A 25,129-nucleotide genomic window follows, 5' to 3' on the forward strand; every position below is an offset into this window, starting at 1 on the left:
AATGGCATTGAGTAATTACCAGGAATAAAAAAGGCTCTAGATAAGAGCCTCTAAATGCAACTGACAACAAAGTCGTAATCCTAATTACTAGCTCTCGCCGTTTTTCCAAAACAACAGAACAATAGTTACCAGTGCCAGAATAAAACAGTACCAAACATTTGTGACAACTTCGACCGGTGAGATACTAAATGACGCAGCAGCCAAAAGTGCCTGAGCGCCATAAGGAACGATGCCCTGAGCTATACAACTGAAGATATCAAGTAAGCTTGCACTTTGTTTAGGAGAGATCTTAGCGTCTTCAGCTAACTGTTTCGCTGTATCACCGGTAACGATAATTGACACGGTATTGTTTGCCACGGCTAAATTGGTAATGAAAGCCAATCCACCTATTGCAAATTTATTGGCGTATTTGTTCGTTTCACTGGCAAACCGTTGCGTAAAGCTCTCTATTTTTCTGACTAAGAACCCTAAACCACCCTGCACTTTCATCAATTGGCTTAAACCACCTATTAACAACCCGAGTAAGAATATCTCCTGCATCGCACTAAAACCGGCATAAATATCTTTACCCAAATTAGCTAGCTCGTAATCAGCAAAAACTGCGCCGCTCAAAGCCGATAAAACAGTACCTAATAACAATACCGCAAATACGTTAACACCTAAAATTGCCAATACAATAATTAGGAAATAAGGTAAGGCTAAGATCCAATTTGAATCCACCTGACTCGGTAACTCTGTCACCTGTGAGTCCAACGCAAAACTATAAATAACCAAACAAATAATTGCGGCGGGTAATGCAAATCTTAGGTTTTCTTTAAATTTATCCTTCAGCTCAGCGCCCTGCGTTTTTGTTGCCGCGATAGTTGTATCAGAAATAAAACTTAAGTTATCTCCAAATATTGCGCCACCCACTACAGCGCCGGCTAAAAATGCAGGGTCAATATCTGTGGCACTAACTACACCTACGGCAATTGGCGCTACCGCACCAATTGTCCCCATACTTGTCCCCATTGCCGTTGCTATGATGGCCGATATTATAAATAACCCAGCAACGACCAGTTGACCCGGAATTAAATCAAGGCCTAAAGCGACAACGGCATCGACACCACCCGTGATCTTTGCCACCGATGAAAACGCCCCGGCAAGCAAATAAATCAAGCACATAGTAATAACTTTATTATTCCCCATGCCCTCAATAAATGAATTCAAACTGGTTTCCAATGGCGCGACTAACAAACCATTATTTGCCTGTCTTTGACGTGTTCGGTCAAGCATTAAGGCGAGGATAATAGCCGGAATAATGGCGACAGGTGCAGGCAATTGATAAAACGCATATGCCACGCCTTGTAAATGCAATGCAATGCCTGTCCCCAAAAAGATAGCGACAAAGAAAGCTAAGGGTAATAAGGCAATTGCTGAACCTTTATCTTTATTTGACGACAGAATTGAGAGGTCATTTGTCATAATGTAATTTTCACTCGATTAGACTTATTATTATGTATTAAGAGCGCCTACTTACTAAACGCTCGTGACTGACGAAATTTGAGAAAGTTCTTCTTCTTTATCAATAACGCTTTGACGCAGGTTTGCATTAGCCTCTGCATGCGCTTCTGGCGATTGACCATCCGCTAGGTCCCAACCGCTTGCATGACGTTCAATAACATTCATTATCATGTCAACATGAGACTCATCGTCATTTAAACAGGGAATATATTGAAAACGTTCACCGCCAGCGTCTTCAAAATACTCTTTGTTTTCTACTGCAATTTCTTCAAGTGTTTCCAGACAATCCACGGAAAAACCAGGGCTAAATACTTGCACTGACTTTACGCCTTTGCCAGGCAACGCTTTTAACGTACCTTCTAGATAAGGTTGCACCCATTCCGCTTTTCCAAATCGAGACTGAAAACACGTTAGCATTTCATCTTTTTTAAGTTCCAATTTTTCAGCTAACAATCTCGCTGTTTTAAAACATTGGCAAACATAGGGATCACCATTTAACCAGAACCGTTTTGGGATCCCATGAAAAGACAATACGAGCTTTTCTGCCTTGCCATGTTGCTGCCAATGCGCTTTCACTTTATTGGCCAATGCCTCAATATAATTAGGATCATCGTGATATTGGTTCACAAACCGTAATTCTGGAAACCAGCGACGCTTTGAAAACAAACGCGCTATTTCGTCAAACGTTGAGCCAGTCGTTGTCGCTGAATACTGAGGATATAAAGGTAAAACAATGAGTTTAGTCGCCCCTTTATCCAATAATGATTGCAATTTACTTTCCATATCGGGTTTGCCATAACGCATAGCAAAATCGACCACTAGGTTTGGGTGTTTTTGTGCCATACGTTTAACAACACCGCCGCAAAGACTCGCTGTGTTCGCTAATAATGGCGAGCCTTGTTCGGTCCAAATTTGTTGATATGCATGAGCGGAACGCTTTGAACGAAAAGGTAAAATAATCCCGTTTAGGATCATGTACCAAATTACCCGTGGAATTTCGACTACACGGGGATCAGACAAAAATTGCTTTAAATAAGGCTTTACAGCCGCCTTAGTTGGCGCTTCTGGCGTACCTAGATTAACAAGAAGAACGCCAATTTTGTCCCCATGTTCGTGTTTATAATTTTCTGAATTAATATACTTCATGCAACTTCACTTAAATTATCTATGTACGATAAAAGTTCGATATCGATCACCCTTATTAATATTATGCTCAAAGCGCTATAGGAATTGAAACTAAAGCCGATATTAAATAATAGAGCCAACAAGTTAACTATTTTATGCGTAAAGTAATGGCAAAAGACAGGAAAACATTTATTAAAAACAACAAAATGTCACCAATACGAACGATTGTGACATTAGTCACGACTGCGCTGGCCTGTTGCCTGTTGTTTATGCAACTTGCAAACGCAGCTGAATATGTCCCGCCGATCTCTAAAGCGCGCCAGCATGCAGAAGACATTCGTCACTTTATTGCTGACGAACAAATTAAATTTTTAACCGCTGGCGACCAAGAGTTTATTGCATTATTTAAAGAACAAACCGCGGGCCTAACCAAAGGCACGGCGATCATTGTACCTGATATCGAGCAACCTATTCATAAACAAGCTGCGATCAGTGGGCTATACGACAAGCTTACAGACTATGGCTGGAACAGTTTATTACTGACAATGCCAGATGACCTTTCACAAATCATCGAAGAAGAAACAACACCTGCCACTGATGAAAACGCCACAGACACCGTGGAAGTTGGTACAGTTGATGAACCTTCAAGTTCGGAACAACAAACAGAAAGTGAGGTAGATCCAAAAACTGAGGTTGCCGAAAAAACGAATCCTAACTTACAGCTAAAATCGTTTTATATTGACCCCATTTTCACTCCCGAAGGGAGCAAAAAAATCAGTACAGAAATCCAACGTCGATTAGATGCTGCATGGCAACTTGCCGCGAGTTCACCCGGCTACTATCTTGTTATTTGTCAGGGAAAAAGCTGCGCTTGGATAACGGAAATCATCGCCCAAAATCGCCAGTTTTTGCCGGACGCATTAATTATGCTCAGTGCTTTTATGCCACAACAAAATGAAAACAAAAAATTAGCAGAAAGTGTCGCTAATAGTGATTATGCCATCTTAGATTTATATCAATATGCTGATAACAGTTGGGTTCTCGCCAATGTTGACATGCGGAAGAAATTAGCCCGGAAGTATTTTAAGGTCGATTATCGACAAAGAAAACTGCACGTTGGTACTAATTACTACGGCCAACAAAGCCGTATTCTTAAAGAAATATACGGCTTTTTATCATCCGTAGGGATGTAAACTCAAATGCAATTAAAAATTAAAACTGTCTGGCTTTTTTGATCAGATCATAGGCCGCTTGAATATCTTGCGTTTTTTGCTTCGCCAATTCCATAAGCTCAGGAGGAAGTCCTTTAGCAACAAGCTTGTCTGGGTGGTTTTGTGACATCAATCTTTTATAGGCCCGCTTAATTTCTCGAGTAGAATCACGCTCACTCGCCCCGATAAGTGCATAAGCATCTTGCAAGGAGGGAGACTCAGCCTGTCGAGATTTTTCTCGTTGTTCCGAACGACGGTCGTATTGCTTATATTTTTTCTGTTGTTTTTGCTTATACGCCTGAAATCGAACTTCAGCTTCCCACATTGAAATAAGCTGATCTAAGAACCTTTTGGTGTAGCCCAATTCTTTATTTATCTTCAACAACACATCATATTCTTTTTGCTCTAAGACTGAATCGCTATAAGCGGTTTGAACTAAGATATCGAGAAAAAACTGCTGTAGATCGCTGCGATCACCAAAATGCTGTTTAAATAATTTAAGTTTCGCATTAAGTGGAAACCCCGGCAGTTTACCTTCTCTAAACGCGTCACGCGCTTCTTCTTTTTGCGATTCAGACAAACGCATTTTCGCCATAAAATCGGATGCTGTCTGGATGTGCTCTGGTGTTACCCGACCGGTTGCCTTTGCCACATGCCCCATCACAGAAAAAGTGCTATAAAAAAAGATCGATTGTTTTGAATCGCCACTCTCTAGCCAGTTTGCAACATTTTGTTTGTTCGCCATCTTTTTAATTGCATTATCGAACAAATAACCAACATATAGGCCCACAAGCGCACCTAAAATATTGCGAGTTAAAAGGATCCCAAAAATGACCCCAGCTATTTTTCCAGTCACATTCACCTACTTTTGTACAAATCTTAATCTAATCACCCACTTTAATGGGGAAATTATATCCTAATTCAATAGGCCGCGTAGTATAGCGTAAAAAAATCGGATAGAATTCTATCTGTGTGCTTTCCCCTAAATTTTTCCATATGAGGTTACGTTGAGTCCAACCATGATTGCTAATCGCGTCAAGACAATATTACTGCGCCTAAGCAAAACGTCTTTATCGACCTTGTTACTTTATTGTTTTTCGAACAGTGCTTTGGCAGCTGTTCCACTTTGTGACATCGAAATTCCGGTGAGCGCGGAAGAAGCTCGCATAAAAAAAATTGCAAACTCGTATCAAAGCCGCTCTGAAATAATGGTCGAAAGCGATAAAGCTGAATTAATCAGAAACGAATTTACGGAATTTCAAGGTAACGTTGTTATTTTTCAGCAACAACAAACCGTACAAGCAGACAGTGCAATTTACGACGAGCTAAAAAACCAATTTACCGCTAAAGGTAATATTAAATTGGATTCGACCTCAGCCACAGTTGAAGGCGAATCTATTTTTATTGACGATTCCAACAAAGACTTTAAGTTACTTGACGCCGAATACCAGTTTGGATTTAACTCAGGTCGCGGTAAAGCTGCAGAGTTTTCAATTGAGAATAATCAAAAACTTAAACTCGCCGATGCAACATTTACGACATGTCCGGGCGATGACCCAAGTTGGTTGTTTTCATCAAACAGCATTTATATCGATCAAAAGAAAGGCTGGGGCGAGGCTTGGAATACCACATTTCGAATAAATGATGTGCCTATTATCTACGTACCCTACGTAACATTCCCGATAACAGACCAACGTAAAACCGGTTTATTGTTCCCGGAGTTAGGTAATTCAAGTCGATATGGCGCGTACTATGCACAGCCTATTTACTTCAATATTGCCACAAACCTAGATTATACGTTCACACCTAAATACATGTCAGAGCGAGGCACACAGCTAAATAACAACTTACGGTACATGACTCAAAACAGTTATAATATTTTACAACTTGAATATTTAGATAAAGATCAAAGTGACGATAGTCTATCGCAACGTTACTTGGCACATATCCAACACGACTCCAGTTGGGACGAAAATTGGAATATGCAAATGCAATATACCAATTTGAGTGATGACAATTACATCAGCGAATTTAACAGTGACTATCATCATCAGGCGGATACGCATCTCAATAACTTCGTCAATGTAAACTATTTCAGCGAAAAATTTGATGCGAGCTTTTTATCTCAAAAAATATCTGAACTTGGCCCCCATACCTCGTCGTATGTTGTGCCAATCCAACTGCAAACTGACTGGCGTGAAAACTTGGCTATGGAAGGCGTGACCGTTAGCCTGCACAGCCAATATACCCACTTCACCCATAATTCGTTTGATGACGATAGAATTGACCGACTGCATTTTGAACCTAAATTAAATTATAGTTATTACAGCCCTGCCTTTCAGTTTGAAACCGGTGTAAGTTTTTTATCAACAAATTACGAAATTCAAAATACAACTGCGGATACCTCAGAAGATATTTACCGTGGCATTTTTAAGTATCGCCTATTAACAGGCTTAAACTTCGAAAAACAGAGTAACTACTTTGGTAAGTCAGTGAGACAGACTTTGGAGCCAAAAATCCAATATGTATATGTTGAAGAAGAAGATCAATCTGGCATTGGCCTCTATGATTCACAGCTTTTAAAAGAAGATTATTTTGCACTATTCCGCGATAATAGATATTCAAGTATCGATCGTATATCTGCTATGAACCAAGCCACCTATGGTTTTAGTACAAGTATATTTGACGAAAAGAACACAGAGTTATTACGATTTGGCATCGGCCAAGTGCAGAAATTTGGCCAAAATAGTAATGAAGAGGGAACTAATGGCGAGTTAACCACCTCTAAACCGTCGCTTGCTATCGAGTTTTTTGGTCGGATCTCAGAACATTGGCAACTTGACGGCGGCTTCCTATATAATCGGGACGCACAGCAAGTTGATACAGGATTTGTGGCACTCGATTATTATTTGACACAAGATCAAAATATTCAGATCAACCATCGATTTGCCAATGATGTCGCGGGCATAAAGATCAACCAAACTGGCCTTTTCACCAGTTACAAACTTAATAATCAGTGGTCGATTGCGGCAAGTTACCACTATGACTCTGAGCGCAAGGTAAACCTCGACAGCTTAGTAGGATTTGAATATCGTTCTTGTTGTTGGAGCGTGCAAATTGCAGCCCAAAGGCAAGTAAGATTAGACTTAAACAGCGAACAAGCTATAGACGATGTTGACGTAACTTACGACAACAGCATTGGCTTAAATTTTAGAATTAATGGACTCGGCGGCGAAACCAAATCAGCAATCACTAAGTTGTTTGCTGACAGCATTTTCGCTTATCGTCGCCCCTATTTGATAACAAATTAAAACGAGAATTAGAATGATAAGAAAATCGATTTTAAGCCTGACACTTCTATTTGCGATGACAAGTGTAGCGCTTAATGCAGCTCCTAAAAAAATCGATAATGTGACTGCCATAGTTAACGACAACGTTATCTTAGAAGGTGAAATTGAATCAGTAATTAACGAAGTTAAAGCGACGGCACTGAAAAGCAATCAAGAATTGCCTTCTGATAGAGCATTAAGAACACAGTCAATTGACCGCTTGATTTTAAAAAGTATTCAGTTACAACTAGCAGAAAAAATGGGCATCCAAATCAGCGATGCGCACTTAGATTCAGCTATAGCGTCAATCGCTGCTGAACAAAAAATTACTGTGGAAAATCTACGAAAAATTGTAACTGATTCAGGTCAAAGTTATGAGCGCTACCGAGAGCAGCTGCGTGAAGAAATTTCAATTAGTGAAGTTCGTCGTGCCAGTGTCCACCGACGCGTAAATATTTCACTGCAGGAAGTGAATACTCTTATTTCACTAATTGACAAACAAACAAGTAAAGAAGAATACCAAATAGGTCATATCTTAGTTGCTGTCGACAGCAAAGCAACCCAAACAGAGATTACCTCTCGTAAATCAGTTGCAGATAAGGTTATCAACTTGCTGAATGAAGGCAGTGACTTTACTAAGGTTGCTATCGCTTCTTCATCTGGTGCTAAAGCACTTGAAGGTGGTGATTGGGGCTTTATGAGCATCAACGAAATGCCTACTCTATTTTCTGCCAGCATTAAAGGTAAAAAGAAAGGTGACTTAATTGGACCACTTCGTTCTGGCGCAGGTTTTCATATCATTAAAATACTCGATGTCCGAGGCCGTCAAACAGTCGAAGTTAAAGAAGTTAAAGCACGACATATTCTGATTAAACCGTCTATTATTCTGAGTGAAGAAAAAGCACAATCTATGCTAAATAAATTTGTTGAAGACGTTAAAAACAACGGCGCAGATTTCGGTGAGCTTGCTAAAGAACATTCTGAAGACCCAGGCTCAGCACTTAAAGGCGGTGAACTAGGCTGGGCAAACCCAGACATTTATGATGACAACTTTAAAGCTCAATTAGGTAAGTTAGAAGTAGGTGAGTACAGCGCGCCATTCCGCTCACAGTTTGGTTGGCATGTGGTGCAGCTAATGGAAAACAGAACCGCTGATGCGACTGAAAAGAGCAAACAAGATAGAGCGTACCAAATTTTGTATAACCGTAAGTTTGCGGAAGAAGTTGAAAACTGGTTACGTGAAATTCGAGATCAGGCATTTATAGAAATTATTGCAGAGTAACTAATGATAAAACGAGTTGCGGTAACACCAGGTGAGCCCGCTGGAATAGGACCTGAACTTGTTGTTCAGGTCGCACAACAAGAATGGCAATCACAATTGATTGCCATTGCTGATCAAGACTTATTAAAAGAACGTGCTGAAGCATTAGGTTTACCATTGGTCATAAAACAATTTGACCCTGCGGCAAAACCTGAACTTCATGTCCCCGGTGAATTATTTGTCTGTCACGAACCTCTTACTGTGGAGTCGATTCCAGGTGAGTTAAATGACAAAAATGGCCATTATGTTGTAAATACCTTGACCATCGCGAGTCAGGGCAATATGGACGGTATTTTTGACGCTGTTGTCACAGGCCCTGTGCACAAAGGCATAATTAACCAAGCTGGTATTCCATTTAGTGGTCACACTGAATTTTTTGCTAATCATTCAAATACATCCGACGTTGTAATGTTACTTGCAACTGAAGGTTTACGGGTCGCATTAGTAACCACTCATATCCCACTAGCTTATGTTTCCAAAGCGATTACTCCAGAACGGTTGCACAAAGTGACAACCATTTTACATAACGAATTACGAGCGAAGTTTGGATTAGACGAACCTCGTATTCTAGTGTGCGGCTTAAACCCACACGCCGGTGAAGGCGGCCATTTGGGCCGTGAAGAAATTGAAATCATCGAACCTACGCTCGATGTATTGCGCAGTGAAGGGCTAAACCTAGTTGGTCCCCTTCCGGCAGATACACTTTTTCAGCCTAAATTGTTAGATCAAGCAGACGCGGTGTTAGCCATGTACCATGATCAGGGATTGCCTGTATTAAAGTACAAAGGTTTTGGCAATGCAGTCAATGTCACACTAGGCTTACCTTATATTAGAACATCGGTTGATCACGGTACTGCCTTAGATTTAGCGGGAACCGGAGAAGCAAGCGTTGGTAGCATTGAAGTTGCTATTCGTTATGCAATAAAAATGGCCAACGAACAAAAGGCACGAAAATAATTTATGACTAAACGCACGTCAGGTAAAAAACACTTTAACCCTGCTAAAGGTATTCATCAGGGGCATAAAGCCAGAAAACGATTTGGTCAAAACTTCTTAACAGATGAAGACGTTATCGAACGAATTGTACGCGCGATTTCCCCTAAAGTTGGCGAAAACATTGTTGAAATAGGTCCCGGTCTTGGCGCAATAACAGAGCCAGTGGCGGAATTAACAGACTTACTTAATGTTGTTGAACTGGATAAGGATCTTGCTGAGCGATTGTCGACTCATCCATTTATCGGTAAAAAGTTAAATATTTATCAAGCTGATGCAATGCAATTTGATTTCTCTGAAATCAAACGTGATGACAAGCCATTAAAAGTATTTGGCAATTTGCCATACAATATTTCGACGCCGTTGTTGTTTCACTTGTTTCAGTTTTTAGACAACATTGAAAACATGCACTTTATGCTTCAAAAAGAAGTTGTAAATAGAATGTGTGCGGCACCAAACAGTAAAACCTTTGGTCGATTGAGTGTTATGACACAATATTACTGTCGTTGTGTCCCTGTGACTGATGTGCCACCTTCTGCATTTGTGCCACCACCTAAAGTTGATTCTGCGGTTATTCGGTTGATTCCTAAGTCGCATGCAGATCGTAACCAGGTTAATCCAGCGACATTAAATCACGTTTGTCTTGAGGCATTTAACCAACGTCGTAAAACGTTACGTAACAGTTTGCAAAATATCGCAACGGTTGAAGAGATTGTTTCACTTGGTATCGATCCAACAAAAAGAGCTGAAAATCTGTCGTTAGACGACTACATCAAGATTGCCCAGTGGTTAGACAACAAAAAGCAGGGGTAACAAATTGATGAATATCGAGATAACCGTAGCCACTCGAAATATTGAAGAACAAACTGACTCTAAAAGTTTTAGATACGTATTTGCTTACACAATTACCATTAAAAATAACGAAGATGTTGCCGTGCAATTATTTAATCGTTACTGGTTGATCACAGACGCAAACGGTAAAAAAGTAGAAGTTCAGGGCTCTGGTGTTGTTGGTGAGCAACCTATTATCCAGCCCAATGAAGATTATACTTACACAAGCGGTTGTGTTTTAGAGACAGAAGTGGGGACAATGGAAGGTTATTATCAAATGGCAAAAGCAGGCGACGAATTAACCAATGTCGCAATTCCTGTTTTTAGGCTTGCGATCCCAAATATCGTGCATTAAGGAAAACCGTGGCCGACTATTTTATTGGTGACATTCAAGGTTGTTATGCCGGATTAAGAAAGGCTTTAGCAGTTGTTGAGTTCAATCCAGCAAAAGATGTATTGTGGCTAACAGGTGATCTAATTGCCCGCGGCGAGGACTCCCTCGCCGTACTAAAATATCTTTACAAAAACAGTGACAGCGTGAAAACGGTATTAGGTAATCATGACCTACACTTTTTAGCCGTTGCCAATGGTTTAAAAAAAGCCAATCCGAAGGACAACCTAACAAACCTCCTCGACAGTTCAAAGTTGCCCAAATACTTAGATTGGCTGCGCCAACAGCCTTTAATTCAAGCGTTGCCGGATAAAAGTGGTTATATGACACACGCAGGCTTACCGCCATTGTGGAAACCCAAAACGGCCAAATTATGGGCTAAAAACGTTAGCGATGAGCTAAACACTAGCAATTACCTGTCTTTTTTACCGCTGTTATACGGTAATAAACCAAGTGTGTGGACCGAAGAAATGCCTGATCAAGACAAACTTAGGTATACCATTAGCGCGCTGACTCGAATGCGATTCTGCTCTCCTTTAGGCGAACTTGATTTCAGCCAGAAAGGCTCGCCTAGTTTACTCGACCAGTCAATGTCCAAATCATTTATTCCTTGGTTTCAACTGGCCCCAAAACGTTTTGACAAAAACAAATGGATTTTTGGCCATTGGGCATCGTTAATGGGTGAAACGGGAAATAAAAATATTATCGCACTGGATACGGGTTTTGTATGGGGTAACCACTTTACGCTATTAGATTGGCAAACCCAGTCATTTATTAGGGTTGATGCATAATTTTTATTACAAAGATAAGGTAACGACTTAGATTTTACTTATGCATTATTACTGTAATAACAAAAACAACGTGATAGTATTTTAAATTATATTAATAATAATAACTTGTCTGCCGATACTCATATATTAACAGAGAGTTTCGTTGTATTTAGTAGGAGTGCCCATGAATTTAACAGTCGCAATGAGAGTAATTGGAGGGTTTGCCATTACCTCTGTCTTAATTTTAGGGTTAGGCGCAGTTTCTGTGACAACGTTAAATGGAATTTCAGATTCGACACAGGACGTGAACAAAGTATCAGTACCGGCAATGGAGGCTAGTGCCAAGTTACAACAGCACTTCTTGTTGTTAAGTAAAACCACATTACTTGACTATTACGCATCAAACTATGCAGAAACTGAGCAGTCGGTTAATACTTTCAAAGCACAAGCGGCTGATTTTGAAACTGATTTAAACCTTCTTAAAGGTATAGTTTCTAATACGTCTGAACTCGCCAACAAATTGCCTAATGTCACAGAGTCCTATTCTGGTTTTAAAGATACTGCATTTAAGTTATTTGAATCTAAACACAAAATTTTAGAATATCGTGACAATGTAGCTTCGGCACTAGAAGAGACAGAATACGCGGCAGACGACGCAGCAACATACTTACTAGATTTCATAGATATTAATAATTTAAAACCCACCGATGACGCGACAAAAAATATTTCTCAATTAGAATCGACGATGGTCTCACTAATCACGACGATGTCGGATATTAGTAAAGAAGCGAAAAAACAAAACGTCGAAACTATCATCAAAGAATTAGCCTATATTCAAGAACGTTCTGGTACTTTATTGGAACTGATTAAAGCAGATGTTGAAAAAAATAGTTTTGAAGGTTTTTCTGATATTGAAGACCAATTAGAAGCTGTTAATGAATTACTGAATTCACCTAAAGCCGTGCACAAATTAAAACTTGGATGGCTAGATCAAATTACACTAACCGACACACTGCTGGAAACGACAAACAAAAAAATCCTTGATGGATTAGATCAATTGGAAGCGTTGCAGTCAGCAGTTAAAACGACGCTAAACGAAACTACAAATAACGTTACAAACGACGTTAACGAAGGGGTTAACATCAGCTATGGCGTAATTGTTTTCTCCGTTATCGCATCTGTCTTTATTGCATGGCAAACGGTTATCCGCGTAACTCGCCCACTTGCTGAAGTTAACCGCGTACTTAACGTTGTTGCAACCGGTGACTTAACTGAACGACTAGACGACTCAAATCGCGATGAATTTGGTGAATTAGCCACTAACTGTAATAAACTTATTGAAAGCCTACGTGAGCTTATTAATGGCATAGTTAACCGTTCAAATCAGCTTGCAACTGCCTCTGAACAGACCTCTATGGTCGTTAAAGAATCTACTATCGCAATAAATGACCAGCGTTCTCAAGTAGAACAAGCTGCAACGGCAACAACAGAAATGAGCAGTACATCATCATCGGTAATGGAACGTGCGAAAGAGGCGTTAGCTGACATTAAACATGCTGACGAAGAAGCGGAACGCGTAAAACAAATTTCAGATACCAACAAACAGACCATTATGAGTTTGGCTGGTGAAATTGAACAAGCTTCTAGTGTTATTAATCAGGTTAATCATCACAGTGCAGCTATTGGCGGCATCTTAGATGTTATCCGTGGCATAGCGGAACAAACAAACTTATTAGCACTTAACGCTGCGATTGAAGCGGCTCGTGCCGGTGAACAAGGCCGTGGCTTTGCGGTTGTTGCCGACGAAGTTCGTTCTCTTGCGAGTAAAACTCAAGAGTCGACCGAAGAAATTCAAAACATGATCGAACAATTACAAAGCGGTTCTAAATCTGCAGTAACGGTAATGAATAACAGTAAAACTCAAGCTGAATTGTGTGTCACTCAAACTGAACAAGCAACTATCGCACTTGATGGCATCACAGATTCTGTTCATCAAGCAAATGATATGAGTGAACAAATTGTGATTGCAGCGAATGAGCAATATCAAGTCAGCAGCGAAATTAGTGAACGACTAGAATCAATTGTTGCAATTGCCGAGCAAACCGCCGCAGGTGCGGTACAAACTGACCAATCTTCGCAAGAAGTTGCGCGATTAGCTGAAGAACTAAGATTGTCAGTGGATCAGTTCAGACTTTAAACCTAGGCTAACCATTCAATAAAAAAAACCAACGGAAGTTGGTTTTTTTATGTCTAAATATAAAAGGATTATTATCAGATATTTTAAATATACCTTCACTTATAACAATACTCTTAATTAACTAGTTGAGACAAACTCCCTCTTTTAACGTATCAAATAAGCCAACAATAATTTTTGCGCTAAACACAAAAACGTAACATATAGTCCGACCTAAATTTGATTAAAGTAGCCTGTTAATAATTAGTATTTTTATTTAGTGGGACGCCAATGACAATTAAGACAATAAAAATAACGTTTTTACTTACTGCATTTCTCGCCTTAGGTTTTGGTAGTAGCTTTGCACAAGGCCATTCAGGAAACCAAACGGTAAATATTTGGCACAAACTTAGCCTAACGTTTGACGGTCCACAAACCAATGAACTTGCCACACCAAATCCGTTTAGCGACTTCAGGGCCGACGCAATTTTTATCAGCCCAAGCAATAAACGTTACCTTGTCCCTGGATTTTATGCCGCCGACGCAAACGCTCAAAATACCCATGCACAAGCTGGCAATAAATGGCAGGTTTTATTCTCTCCCAATGAAGTCGGAGTCTGGCGCTATTCAATGTCCTTTGTTACAGGCGAAAATATCGCAAGCCTACCTTTTACTACAAAACAAACGGCGCATTCTGATTCTGCAGGCTACTTTGACAAAAAACAGGGGCAGTTTACGGTTGTTAATTCAACAATAAAGCTTGATAACAAAGACTTTAGAACCAAAGGAAAGCTTGAATATGTTAACAAACCATTTTTGCAATTTAGCGGTAATCTCGAATTCTTTTTAAAGGCTGGTGCAAATAGCCCTGAAGTATTGCTTGGCTTTACTGGTTTTGATAACACCCCCACAGACCGTAACTATCAGGAGCATGTAAAACATTGGCAATCAGGCGACCCTATTTGGAACACGACTAACTCAACGGCAAAGGGGACAAAAACGGAATCTTCGAAAGGTATTATTGGATTAATAAACTTTCTTTCTTCATTTGACATAAATGCCTTTTATTTTTTAACCATGAACCATTTAGGTGACGGCAAACAAGTTTGGCCTTGGGTCGATAAAAGTGAGCCAACCCGTTATGACGTATCTAAATTAGCACAGTGGGACATTCTGTTTTCACATATGCAAAGCAAAGGAATAATGACCCACTTTGTCTTGACCGAAACCGAAAACGAATCACTTTTTGAATGGTTTGAAAGTCGATTAGAAAACGACTTTGCCATCTCCAGAAAAATCTATTACCGAGAATTATTTGCACGCTTTGGCTACCACTTAGCGACAACATGGAATATTGGTGAGGAAAACGGCTGGCAAGACCCAAGTGGCGATGACAAACAACAAAAAGCAAACACGACAAAACAACGCAAACAATTTGCCGATTATCTACAATCACTGACTTACTACCGTGAACATATCGTAATTCATAATGGCCCTTCGTTGGATTATCATATATACGATAAACAAGACGATAACATCCTAGGTTATAAATCATATACCGGCCCAAGTTTACAGGGCGAGCTTAAAACCAATACAACTTACAACGACGTTTTAAAGTATCGCCAATTGACACAAAATAGCGATCACCCTTGGGTTATTTCAATGGACGAAGCCTATATTAACCATCCCGCTAACGACATTGACCAATGGCGAAAAGACAACGTGTGGGCTACTTTTATGGCGGGCGGCGCTGGAATCGAGTTTTATTTGGGCGGTGGCGGCGATATATTTGTTCAAGATGTTGCACCTTTTAAAGACTTCTATCTCCAAATGACCAATGCTGCGGCATTTTTTAGAGAATTTGTACCGTTCGAAGATTTAACGCCATCGACTACATTGAGCCGGTCAGGCTGGGGATTAACTGATAATAAATCCTATTATTTACTCTATTTTAAACAAGCTAATCAAGCATCTGCGGCGCTACCACAAGGTTGTTACCAATTAGATTGGTTTAATCCCCGCAGCAATCAATACATTGCGGGTTCTCAAATATGTCGGGACTCCTCAGCTGAAAGCGCACTGCCCGCCCCACCTGACACACAAAATGACGACTGGGTATATATAATCAAAACAAATTTAAAATGAATTTAATGGCGTAATATTAGCGGGTTTGCGGTTACACATTGGCATTTGGAGATTGCAGACGTTTTCGCCTTAGCTTCGCAGGTTCCGCCCTGCGAGCCGCTTTTTGGTTGCACCCTTACCCTTATTTAAAGTTTATATTATCGTCGACGGTAATGTGAGGCATAAGTATTGGCTAGATAGAGCCCTTTTACCTAGCTGCACTTCGAAACAGAGCGACTGCAATAGCCGCCTTGAGGTCAAAGACCGATCTTTCGATAAGATTCAGCCCCTTATTTTACAATTTCCGCAATTGCCTTAATGGCCGGTTTAGGATTTAGATCACGATCCCAAAGCAGTGGATAGTTTGTTCGGTTTGGAATGGGATAACCATTTTTCCAAGACATGCCATCATGCAATCCCCAAAAGGTAACTCGGTCTATCTTGTCACGTTTTTTATAGAACAGCTCAAACAGTGCTTTATAACGGGCGGTAAGTTGCGCTTCGATATCCTCAGGTAACCCCGCTTTGTATGGATCCAAAAAAGTTTCAAATTCTTCCAATTGAAACTGTGGTTTCATCATATCGACACCAATAATTTGGCCCTCTTTTGTCAAAGGTAAAACGTCAATATCTAGTTCGGTGATCATCACTTTAATGCCTAATGCTGAATAGGCGTCGATAGCGTCTTCAATATATTCCATTCGAGGAAAATTTAAGCCCCAATGCGCTTGTATGCCAACACCATCAATTCGAATGCCCTCTTTTTGCAACATTTTAACCATCCGCACAATGCCATCTCGTTTAGTGGGTCGCCAGGCATTAAAGTCATTGTAATAGAGTTCAGTATTGGGTGAATATTGTTGGGCATATTTAAACGCTGCTTTAACCATAGTATCGCCGTCGCCCACGCTATTAACCCAGGTTGTTGGGCGATAGGTACCATCGTCAGCGATAACTTCATTTACAACGTCCCATGCATCAACTTTGTCTCTATATCGCCCTGCAACTAATTCTATGTGTTTGCGCATTTGTTCTAGCTGTTGCTTTGGCGTGTTTGGTTCGTTATTACGGTTATGAAAAAACCAACTTGGTGTTTGGTTATGCCAGACTAACGTATGCCCAACGGTGAACATCTGGTATTTCTGCGCAAATTCGATAAATGCATCTGCACCACTAAAATCAACGTTATCGCGTGACGGGTAAATCGCTTCCGCTTTCATCGCATTTTCAAGCGTAACAGTATTAAATTGCTTAGTAATAATGGAATAGGCCGCCGCGTCTTTCCCGGTAACAATATCCTGATTTACCGCAACGCCCATTTTAAATGCATCGGCAAATGACGTCTTTAATTCGACTTCCTGATGAGCACTAACCGTAATTGGTTCAACCAGCAATAACATCGCAAAAGTCAGGCATTTATACATTGGTAAGCTCCGTATAATCATAATGATTTTTCAATAAAAAATAATCATACGATGAAAAGTGTGAATGTTATAGTCAGTAAGACTACTTACAGCAATAGTACAAAAAATAGTAATTGGAAAACAAAGAGAGATTACGATTGTGAGAAAAGCACTGCAAAAAAACTTAGCCACTGTTGCATTATTTCTAACGTTTTGCCAAGCCGCTATGGCCCATCCGACCATGGTAGCTAAAAATTGTGATGGTGATGGTGATGGTGATGGTCAATCTCCAATCCCCCATGGTTCAAAGGTTGAACTAATCAGTGATGATTTTTTGTTTCTAGAAGGGCCAACATGGTCAACTACATCACAGGCGTTTTATTTTTCTGAAATGAATTTCTCAAGTTCCCAGGCACAGGGCCCAGACTCAACAATCTACAAACTGGTTTTACCTAATTCGGTTTCCACTTATTTAACCCACAGTGGCACCAATGGCTTATATGCCAAAGGCGCCAATTTATATAACCTGAATCATAACTCTCAATCGGTTTCTAAACTCAACATAAAGCACAAGTTAAACAACATCATTGCCGGGCAATTTAATCAATTAAATTTCAACTCACCAAATGATATGACGATGGATAGCAGGGGTAATATCTATTTTACTGATCCCAACTGGCAACTTGGCGATAGAACACAACAGCAGCCATACACTGGTGTTTATAAGATTGATGTCAATGGTAAAGTTAGCCTAATCGATGGCAGTTTAGATAAACCTAATGGTGTTGCGCTTTCGCCAGACCAAAAAACGCTCTATATCGGTGATTTTAGTAATCGAGTCAGTAAGTACGATATTAGTAGCAGTGGCGATGTTTCTAATCGCAGAGATTTTATTAAGGTCGCCTCACCAGACGGCATTAAAGTGGATTGTGCAGGAAACCTTTATGTCAGTAGCCACAATAAAGGCGTAATTAATATCTACTCACCCACTGGTAAATTCATCGACAAAATTGTTTTGGGCCAAAATGTCACTAACCTCGCTTTTGGTGGTAAAAATAACAAAACAATTCTTATCACGACGGCTAAAGGTTTGTTTTCCATGCAGGTAAATATTGCAGGATTAACAAATTAGTTATTTCTTCTATTTTTGTGTTGTATGAAAATGACCTGACCCGATTCATAGTTTTACCATATAGAGTTGCAACGCCACAAAACATAAAATAACCGCAATACCGGAATCAAAAACTCGCCATCTCATTGGTGAGCTCAGCAATACTTTAAGCTTAGGTGAAAATAGCACCAAACTGCTAAACCAAATAACTGAGCCTACACAGGCCCCAGCTGCAAATAGCGCTGGATTAGGTTGTAACGCACCAATACTTCCAAGTAAAAGCACGGTATCTAAATATACGTGGGGGTTTAAAAGGCTAATAGCCAACGCGGTAATCGCCGTATGCCACCAGCTCACTTTTACTGTGTTCGTTAACTTAAGACCTGAAGTGCCTTTAATTGCTCTTTGTGCCGAACCATAAGCAAGGTAGAGCAACATTAAGATCCCACCCCACATTAACCAAGGTAAAATCCCGGGTAATACGAGCTTAATTTCATTCGCAGAATAAACACCTATAATAATCAAGCTTGCATCACAAGCGATACAGACAAAAGCAATCACCAATCGATTAGCGCCAGCCATACACTGACTCAATACCCAAATATTTTGTGCGCCTATGGCGATGATTAAACTGAGCCCCAGCATCATGCCAGATAAAAAAGACATCGTATTAAACCTCTATGATTATGCGTATTTAAATCTTTATAAATTTTAAATTAAGTCACTCATTTTTTGATGACACGAAGCGTAATCCCTGCTTAGATACAAATCCAATGAATAATAAAACTGGTACATGCATAAAACTCATGATTGATTATCAACTACTTCACGCACTTTCCGCTGTTGTAACCGAGGGTGGTTTTGAAAAAGCATCTAAAATTCTGTTTATTACGCAGTCAGCTGTTAGTCGACGCATTCACCAATTAGAATCAACCCTTGGTGAGCCAGTTTTAATCCGTACCCAGCCGCCAAAACCAACAGCCCTTGGCAAGCGACTGTTAAACCACTTACAACAAGTATTGCAATTAGAAGTCGCGTTAAGTATTCGTACATCTGATGAAAGCGCCCCACCGGATTTACCACTAACCGTTAAGTTAGCAGTTAATGCTGACTCGTTAGCAACCTGGCTACCGGATGCATTGGCGCTCCCCAAAAGCGATGTTAATAGTCATGGGCATTTTCGTTTTGAAATTATCTTAGAAGATCAATCTATCGGACTGAAACGTATGAAGGCTGGCGAGGTGATGGTGTGTATTTGTTCAACACCAGAGGCGGTAAACGGTGGTTTAGTCAGTTATTTAGGCGCGTTACGTTATCAAGTTATTGCAAGTCCTGCATTTGTTCAACGTCACAATATGACATCTTCCAGTCAATTGGCGGACTTACCCTGTTTAGTGTTTGACGAGAATGACAAATTACAACATCAATTTCTGCAACAGCTTAATGGCTCGACACCAAAATATACGCATATTTTACCTTCCTCTGAAGGTTTCAAACAGGCCATGTTAGCGGGTTTAGGCTACGGTTTACTGCCAACCTTACAACTTGGAACGTCAATAGAAACTGGAGAGTTAGTCGATTTGGCCCCAGGCTATTTCATCGACACTCCGCTTTATTGGCATTACTGGCAAACAGAAAGCCCGCAATTAAAAGCTTTACGAGATTATGCGACACAAGTTGCTAAAAACACGTTGGAATAGATAGTTTAATCTTAATCAGTTTACTTTTATTTACTTCCATCGACTAAATAAGCGGCGTGTTCCCACTTTACTAGCCAAGCTAAAAATTCATTTTCAGGCATCGGTTTGGCGATGCCATAACCCTGCGCTAAATAACTGCCTAATGATAATAAAAGTTCACCATGTAAAGGGGTTTCTACCCCTTCAGCAATCACTTTAAGGTCAAATACTTTAGCTAATTCAATGATACCTTGAATAATTGCAGTATCGTCTTTATCAAATAACATGTCTCGTACAAAGGATTGGTCAATCTTTAAATATTTCGCAGGTAAGCGTTTCAAATAGGTCAATGATGAATAGCCTGTCCCAAAGTCGTCAATTGAAAAACGTACGCCTAACTTCTCACATTCTTTCATCACCTTTGAAACTAACTCAATATCTTTTAAAGCACTGCTTTCTAAAATTTCAAACTCTAAACTTTCTGCTTTAAATTGAGGATAGTTGCTAAGTTTTTTCTTCAAGTCATTAACAAATACAGAGTGCTGCAAATGCATTGGACTGATATTGACACTAATTGGAATATTGTGACCAGCGGCCTGCCAAGTTTGTAATTGTTTTAAGGCGGTATTAATAACCCATTTACCAATTTCAATATCCAAAATATCATGTTCGACGGAAGGTAAAAATGACGCTGGGGATAGCAATCCTTTTTCTGGGTGTTGCCACCTGATTAATGCTTCAACCCCAACAACGTCCGAAGTCCTAAGATCAATTTTTGGCTGATAAAAAAGTACAAACTCTTGGTTTTTTAGTGCCTGTGCGATTCTATTTAATTCTTCATTTAAATGTTTAACTGCGACATCTCTTTCTACGTCAAAAATATAACTGCGGTTTTTACCTTCTTGTTTGGCAATGTACATTGCTTGGTCAGCGTGACGTAGCAGTTGATCAGGACTCGCATTATCTAATGGGTAAAACGTAACTCCAATGCTCGCAGAAGTTTTCAATAATTTATCACCAACAGGAATCGAGGACGATAATGATTCTAGCATTCTCGATATGACCAAGTTACTCTCAGAAGGCGATGTAAGGTCATCGATAACGGCCACAAACTCATCACCGCCAAAACGCGATAACGTATCCCCTTCACGCAATGTATGCTTTAACTGAGTTGCCACTTTTTTTAGTAATTCGTCTCCAGCATCATGACCCTGTGTGTCGTTAACAACTTTAAATCCATCTAAGTCAATAAACGCAATGGCAATGTATTTTTTATTTCTTATACATTTTGCCATAGCGTGCTCAAGCCTATCAGACAGTAAATTTCGATTAGGCAAGCCGGTAAGTTGGTCATAGTGGGCGGAAAGTTTTAATGCTGAATTGGCAACTGACAAATCACGATTACTTTTTTCCAATTTTCTCTGATTATTTTTTTGCTCAGTTATGTCTTGGAAAATACCGACAAGGCGCACAGGGACGCCGTCTTCCATTGACACCGTACATGTTGTTCTTACATCTATTTTTCTACCCTTTGTGGTATACGTCTCTAATTCGAGGTCATAGCCAACCCCTTTTTTTATTGCTTCATCAAGTGCTTTCGCGATTACTATTTTTGACTCTGGTAAAAAATAGTCGACGCCGGCATCAACTGTTGGGTTAAATTCGTCTGGGGTAGTTTCATGTATCCGATAGGTTTCTTCTGTCCAGAATAAATCACCGGTTTTTATATCTAACTCCCAACCACCTAGCTTGCCTATACGTTGGGATTCATTCAGCAACTGACTTGCTAAAATCATTCGCTCTTCGGCTTTTTTACGATCAGTAATATCCAGGTGGAAACCTATCATTCTTTTGGGATTACCATCCATATCCCATTCAACGAGTTTCCCTGAGGCTTGAACCCAAACATAATGACCCGATTTATGTTTCATTCGGGCTTCGACTTCATAAAACTCTAAGTCACCGTTAAAATGTTGAGTGATTAATTCGTTTGCTCTAATTAAATCATCAGGATGTAAATTGCTGGCCCATGTATCAAATTTAATTGGGTCCAACTCATCAAAACGATAACCAATAATTTCTGCCCACCGCTCATTGAACGTCAATTCGTCAGTTTGAATTTGCCAATCCCAAATTCCCACACCAGTAGCATTAATAATAAGTTCTAATCGTTCATGATCATTCTCTTGTCGATTATTTACTGGTGTCGTTTTATCACTCAAACTGTGTTCCTTATTTCGATTGGAGAATTAAATTCGGTTGAATGCATCTAAAGCGGGATTAACCTGGAGTATAGTCATTGATAGACAAAACAAGTTATATTAATTACGCCATGCAATACTAACTAATTAAGGAAGTTTGATGCAACAATTTGTCGTATTACTCAAAGGCGTCAATGTAGGTGGAAAAAACTTATTGCCAATGAAAGATTTTGTCGCACTTCTAATGTTGAGCAAATTTGAAAATGTATCGTCCTATATTCAAAGTGGCAATATTGTATTAAAAAGTACAATCCCCCCTGCAGATGCAGTGCAGGCGACAATTGCAGAGCATTATGGTTTTTCGCCAGAGGTTTTTAGCTTAAATGAGGCGGAATTTACATCCGCTGTTGACGGTAACCCCTACGCAGAATTTGAAGGTAAATTTGTTCATTTTTATTTCTGTAAAAATGACATCAACTTAGTCACGGATAAGTTAACAAAATACCTTGCGGATTCTGAAAAATATACAGTCAAAGGTAATGTATTTTATTTACATGCGCCTAACGGTATTGGTCGCTCTAAACTCATTGCAAACATAGAGTCTTGTTTGGGCCAAACCGCAACCGGTAGGAATCTAAATACCATCAATAAACTGGGTATTATGTTGAACAACTTGGCAAATTAAACCAATTATAGATGATTAACCTACGATTCTGGCAAAACTCAATAGCAATGCTTGAGCGCTGGGGTGTTATTGTCTAAAATGGCGAAGCTTTTATTTAATCAGGTCAAATACATGAACGATACTAAATCACTACCGGAATTACCGGATCACCTTTCAGGTAATCCTCGCAGCCCATTTCATGTGGCAGAAATTTTCGAGCACGACATTGGTATTCGTCTAAACGGCAAAGAGCGTAACGATGTAGAAGAATATTGCATCAGCGAAGGCTGGGTAAAAGTGGCTTCTGCGAAAGCACTAGACCGCCGCGGACAACCACTACTAATCAAGATGAAAGGAACTGTTGAGGCCTTTTATAAATAACGGTTATGTCTTAGAGTTATCATTACAACTTTACTATAAAAAAGCGGAACTTATGAGTTCCGCTTTTTTGTATTAGATCCAAAATCAACACTGCTCGTTGATAATAATCCATAACGTTAGCTATTTAGATTAAATTAATTCATATGAACGGTCGGATCTACGATTACAACCTTGGCCGGTTTATGAGTGTTGATCCGTTTATACAGGCTCCAACAAATACCCAGTCGATAAACCCTTATTCATATATTATGAATAATCCTATGGCTGGGACTGATCCAACTGGTTATCTAGCAAAAAGTAGTAATGCATCTAACTGGAGAACTTCGGCTTGTGATTTGGACAATAGTTGCCCTTCTACTCCGGTCGAAAGTGCAATGTCGAAGTATCTGTCAGCACATATTCAAAGCTGTCAGCAGAATGAAATGAGTCGAGCAAGAAGGCAAGAGCACAAAAATGTAGGCATTACGGCATCATTTAACACCAAAAGGAAAATTGACGATAGTAATGATGGTTTTGGTGACGAAGCAAATCAAAGTGGTTTATATGATATAAATAAAGCAATGGGTATCGAAAAAAATGGAATCAATTTTTTTGTAGTTGATGATGGAAGCAATGATGCAGGTAAACGAGAAACTATCGAATATCTCGATAAGTTAACATCTGATCCTGACGGGGAAAAGCTTCTGAAAGCTCTAGGAGAAAGAAAAGTTGGGCAAGTTTTAATCTTTAAAGATACTGGTATGACAAATAAAAAGTCAGACTTAAATTTTGCCGCAGAAAATGGCAATTTAAAGTTCGTAGCATTTGATACTAGAGAAAATCCTTCAGTTCAATCAATTAGAGGGGATTCGTTTACATCTACGTGGCAACGAAGGCTAACACATTAGTTAATCCATGTTGCATACAATAAGCGTGGCAAGCGAAATGAAAAGTTGGTAATTCAAAAAGCTAACAAATTGAAACACTTGTGGGAAGGTGAACATGTTCGAGATCCAAAATCGCACTAAAAGTACCTGTATTGTTTCTTTGATAATGTTACTCAGCACTAAAGTCTATGGAGCATCAACAGAGAAAGAAATTAATGTATCTGAACAAGTTGTATCTCAGATGACTGAAAATTTGAGGTTAAGCTCAGATTGGAAACTGCAATCAATTGTATCTTTCTCGTCCAAGAAACAAGAGGCCGTAGAAAAATCTTTTGAGGTTGCAGATGAATTAACGGGAAAGAATATCGAGTTAAATATAGAGTTAGACTCAGCTACTAATAAGCTAGTCTCTCCTTTTGGCATGCATGTTACATATTGTTATAAGGATGAAAACACTTGTTTGACATGGGTCTTTGTTCAAAACGAAAGCGGGGATTGGAGTTTAGATCACACGTTTGAAAATTTTTGAATAGAACTAAATAACCAGCTTCGGCTGGTTTGAGGTCAAAATTATAGACTATAAAGCTTTACTATTGAACCTAAATGGTGACAGAGATAAATTAAGTTTTATATAGCTCCATTGTTGTTGCCAAAAGATAAAGCTGATCAAGAAAGAGCGGTATTAGGTATATTACCCTCTCTTAAATTAGTGAAGCCTCGCAATGCGAGGCTTTTTGATGCGTGAAATCAAAAGAGTTTTTGTTTGATATTAGTTCATTTTACAGCATATTTTTAAAGTGATAACGTTATAAAAATATTGTATGTGAGTGGGGTCAGGTCTTGCATTTTGCACTTTTTAGAAGTAGGTGTGATGGGGTCATCCATTATAAATACGAATGACGCCATATATTATTCTTTTTAGTTGAATCGCTCACCCCAAGACTCTGGATGAGAAATTGCTTCATTTATTGCAAATAAAATGTCGTACCAACCATTTATTGGAGGAGTTATGGAGTCAGTTATTGTTGCAAAAGAGGGCGTTCAGAATTCTGT

20 protein-coding genes and 1 pseudogene are annotated in these 25,129 nt (G+C 39.6%); 15 read left to right on the forward strand and 6 right to left on the reverse strand.

Annotation, left to right across the window (positions count from 1 at the left end):
• Positions 1-87 precede the first annotated feature (87 nt).
• Together KO525_RS17585 and hemH are read right to left on the reverse strand one after the other, a co-directional pair.
• On the reverse strand, positions 88-1,464 hold the full coding sequence (locus KO525_RS17585; RefSeq protein ID WP_215965134.1) for a Na+/H+ antiporter NhaC family protein: 1,377 nt from the start codon (positions 1,462-1,464) through the stop codon (positions 88-90).
• Positions 1,465-1,518: 54 nt separating this feature from the next.
• Complete coding sequence (hemH, locus tag KO525_RS17590) at positions 1,519-2,649, reverse strand: ferrochelatase (protein ID WP_215965135.1); 1,131 nt, start codon at positions 2,647-2,649, stop codon at positions 1,519-1,521.
• A 134-nt stretch (positions 2,650-2,783) separates the two neighbouring features.
• Here hemH and KO525_RS17595 point away from each other — a divergent pair, with 134 nt between their 5' ends.
• Entirely contained in the window at positions 2,784-3,821 is a 1,038-nt protein-coding gene (locus KO525_RS17595; RefSeq protein ID WP_215965136.1) for a DUF3530 family protein, read from the forward strand.
• Between the two features lie 19 nt (positions 3,822-3,840).
• Here KO525_RS17595 and djlA read toward each other — a convergent pair whose 3' ends face one another.
• Complete coding sequence (gene djlA, locus KO525_RS17600) at positions 3,841-4,695, reverse strand: co-chaperone DjlA (RefSeq protein WP_215965137.1); 855 nt, start codon at positions 4,693-4,695, stop codon at positions 3,841-3,843.
• 163 nt (positions 4,696-4,858) lie between these two features.
• Here djlA and KO525_RS17605 point away from each other — a divergent pair, with 163 nt between their 5' ends.
• From KO525_RS17605 to KO525_RS17640, 8 genes are all read left to right on the forward strand, one after another.
• Positions 4,859-7,150, forward strand: coding sequence for an LPS-assembly protein LptD (locus tag KO525_RS17605; RefSeq protein ID WP_215965138.1), 2,292 nt, complete (start codon positions 4,859-4,861; stop codon positions 7,148-7,150).
• A 13-nt stretch (positions 7,151-7,163) separates the two neighbouring features.
• On the forward strand, positions 7,164-8,450 hold the full coding sequence (gene surA / locus KO525_RS17610; RefSeq protein WP_252736638.1) for a peptidylprolyl isomerase SurA: 1,287 nt from the start codon (positions 7,164-7,166) through the stop codon (positions 8,448-8,450).
• A gap of 3 nt (positions 8,451-8,453) precedes the next feature.
• The gene (pdxA, locus tag KO525_RS17615; RefSeq protein ID WP_215965139.1) at positions 8,454-9,446 is read left to right on the forward strand and encodes a 4-hydroxythreonine-4-phosphate dehydrogenase PdxA; all 993 of its coding nucleotides are present in this window, start codon (positions 8,454-8,456) and stop codon (positions 9,444-9,446) included.
• A 3-nt stretch (positions 9,447-9,449) separates the two neighbouring features.
• A complete protein-coding gene (gene rsmA, locus KO525_RS17620; RefSeq protein WP_215965140.1) occupies positions 9,450-10,295 on the forward strand; it encodes a 16S rRNA (adenine(1518)-N(6)/adenine(1519)-N(6))-dimethyltransferase RsmA in 846 nt (281 codons plus the stop codon).
• Between the two features lie 7 nt (positions 10,296-10,302).
• Complete coding sequence (gene apaG, locus KO525_RS17625; protein ID WP_215965141.1) at positions 10,303-10,668, forward strand: Co2+/Mg2+ efflux protein ApaG; 366 nt, start codon at positions 10,303-10,305, stop codon at positions 10,666-10,668.
• Between the two features lie 8 nt (positions 10,669-10,676).
• Positions 10,677-11,495 (forward strand): symmetrical bis(5'-nucleosyl)-tetraphosphatase, encoded by an 819-nt coding sequence (locus tag KO525_RS17630; RefSeq protein ID WP_215965142.1) that lies wholly within the window; start codon positions 10,677-10,679, stop codon positions 11,493-11,495.
• Between the two features lie 163 nt (positions 11,496-11,658).
• Positions 11,659-13,671 carry a methyl-accepting chemotaxis protein gene (locus tag KO525_RS17635; protein ID WP_215965143.1) on the forward strand — a complete coding sequence of 671 codons (2,013 nt, stop codon included), beginning with the start codon at positions 11,659-11,661 and terminating at the stop codon, positions 13,669-13,671.
• A gap of 267 nt (positions 13,672-13,938) precedes the next feature.
• A complete protein-coding gene (locus tag KO525_RS17640) occupies positions 13,939-15,792 on the forward strand; it encodes a DUF5060 domain-containing protein (protein ID WP_215965144.1) in 1,854 nt (617 codons plus the stop codon).
• Between the two features lie 269 nt (positions 15,793-16,061).
• Here the strand turns inward: KO525_RS17640 and KO525_RS17645 are convergent, their stop codons facing one another.
• The gene (locus KO525_RS17645) at positions 16,062-17,195 is read right to left on the reverse strand and encodes an endo-1,4-beta-xylanase (protein ID WP_215965145.1); all 1,134 of its coding nucleotides are present in this window, start codon (positions 17,193-17,195) and stop codon (positions 16,062-16,064) included.
• A 139-nt stretch (positions 17,196-17,334) separates the two neighbouring features.
• Here KO525_RS17645 and KO525_RS17650 point away from each other — a divergent pair, with 139 nt between their 5' ends.
• The gene (locus KO525_RS17650) at positions 17,335-18,306 is read left to right on the forward strand and encodes an SMP-30/gluconolactonase/LRE family protein (protein WP_215965146.1); all 972 of its coding nucleotides are present in this window, start codon (positions 17,335-17,337) and stop codon (positions 18,304-18,306) included.
• A 45-nt stretch (positions 18,307-18,351) separates the two neighbouring features.
• Here KO525_RS17650 and KO525_RS17655 read toward each other — a convergent pair whose 3' ends face one another.
• Positions 18,352-18,951 carry a LysE/ArgO family amino acid transporter gene (locus tag KO525_RS17655; RefSeq protein ID WP_215965147.1) on the reverse strand — a complete coding sequence of 200 codons (600 nt, stop codon included), beginning with the start codon at positions 18,949-18,951 and terminating at the stop codon, positions 18,352-18,354.
• Positions 18,952-19,058: 107 nt separating this feature from the next.
• On the opposite strand from KO525_RS17655, the gene KO525_RS17660 reads away from it, so the two are divergent.
• Positions 19,059-19,985 (forward strand): LysR family transcriptional regulator ArgP, encoded by a 927-nt coding sequence (locus tag KO525_RS17660; protein ID WP_252736661.1) that lies wholly within the window; start codon positions 19,059-19,061, stop codon positions 19,983-19,985.
• 26 nt (positions 19,986-20,011) lie between these two features.
• Here KO525_RS17660 and KO525_RS17665 read toward each other — a convergent pair whose 3' ends face one another.
• Positions 20,012-22,186: a bifunctional diguanylate cyclase/phosphodiesterase gene (locus tag KO525_RS17665; RefSeq protein ID WP_215965148.1), complete on the reverse strand. Its 2,175-nt coding sequence runs from the start codon at positions 22,184-22,186 to the stop codon at positions 20,012-20,014.
• Positions 22,187-22,325: 139 nt separating this feature from the next.
• On the opposite strand from KO525_RS17665, the gene KO525_RS17670 reads away from it, so the two are divergent.
• The 4 genes and pseudogenes from KO525_RS17670 to KO525_RS17685 all read left to right on the forward strand — a co-directional run bounded on the left by KO525_RS17670 (position 22,326) and on the right by KO525_RS17685 (position 24,605).
• Positions 22,326-22,850 (forward strand): DUF1697 domain-containing protein, encoded by a 525-nt coding sequence (locus KO525_RS17670; RefSeq protein WP_215965149.1) that lies wholly within the window; start codon positions 22,326-22,328, stop codon positions 22,848-22,850.
• 111 nt (positions 22,851-22,961) lie between these two features.
• Positions 22,962-23,210, forward strand: coding sequence for a DUF3297 family protein (locus KO525_RS17675; RefSeq protein ID WP_215965150.1), 249 nt, complete (start codon positions 22,962-22,964; stop codon positions 23,208-23,210).
• A gap of 131 nt (positions 23,211-23,341) precedes the next feature.
• Positions 23,342-23,503: pseudogene (locus tag KO525_RS20025) on the forward strand (RHS repeat-associated core domain-containing protein); the annotation flags it as partial.
• Positions 23,504-24,191: 688 nt separating this feature from the next.
• Positions 24,192-24,605 (forward strand): hypothetical protein, encoded by a 414-nt coding sequence (locus KO525_RS17685; protein WP_215965152.1) that lies wholly within the window; start codon positions 24,192-24,194, stop codon positions 24,603-24,605.
• Positions 24,606-25,129 lie beyond the last annotated feature (524 nt).

The sequence above is a fragment of the Psychrosphaera sp. B3R10 genome (assembly GCF_018861025.1).
Taxonomy (GTDB): Bacteria; Pseudomonadota; Gammaproteobacteria; order Enterobacterales; family Alteromonadaceae; genus Psychrosphaera; species Psychrosphaera algicola.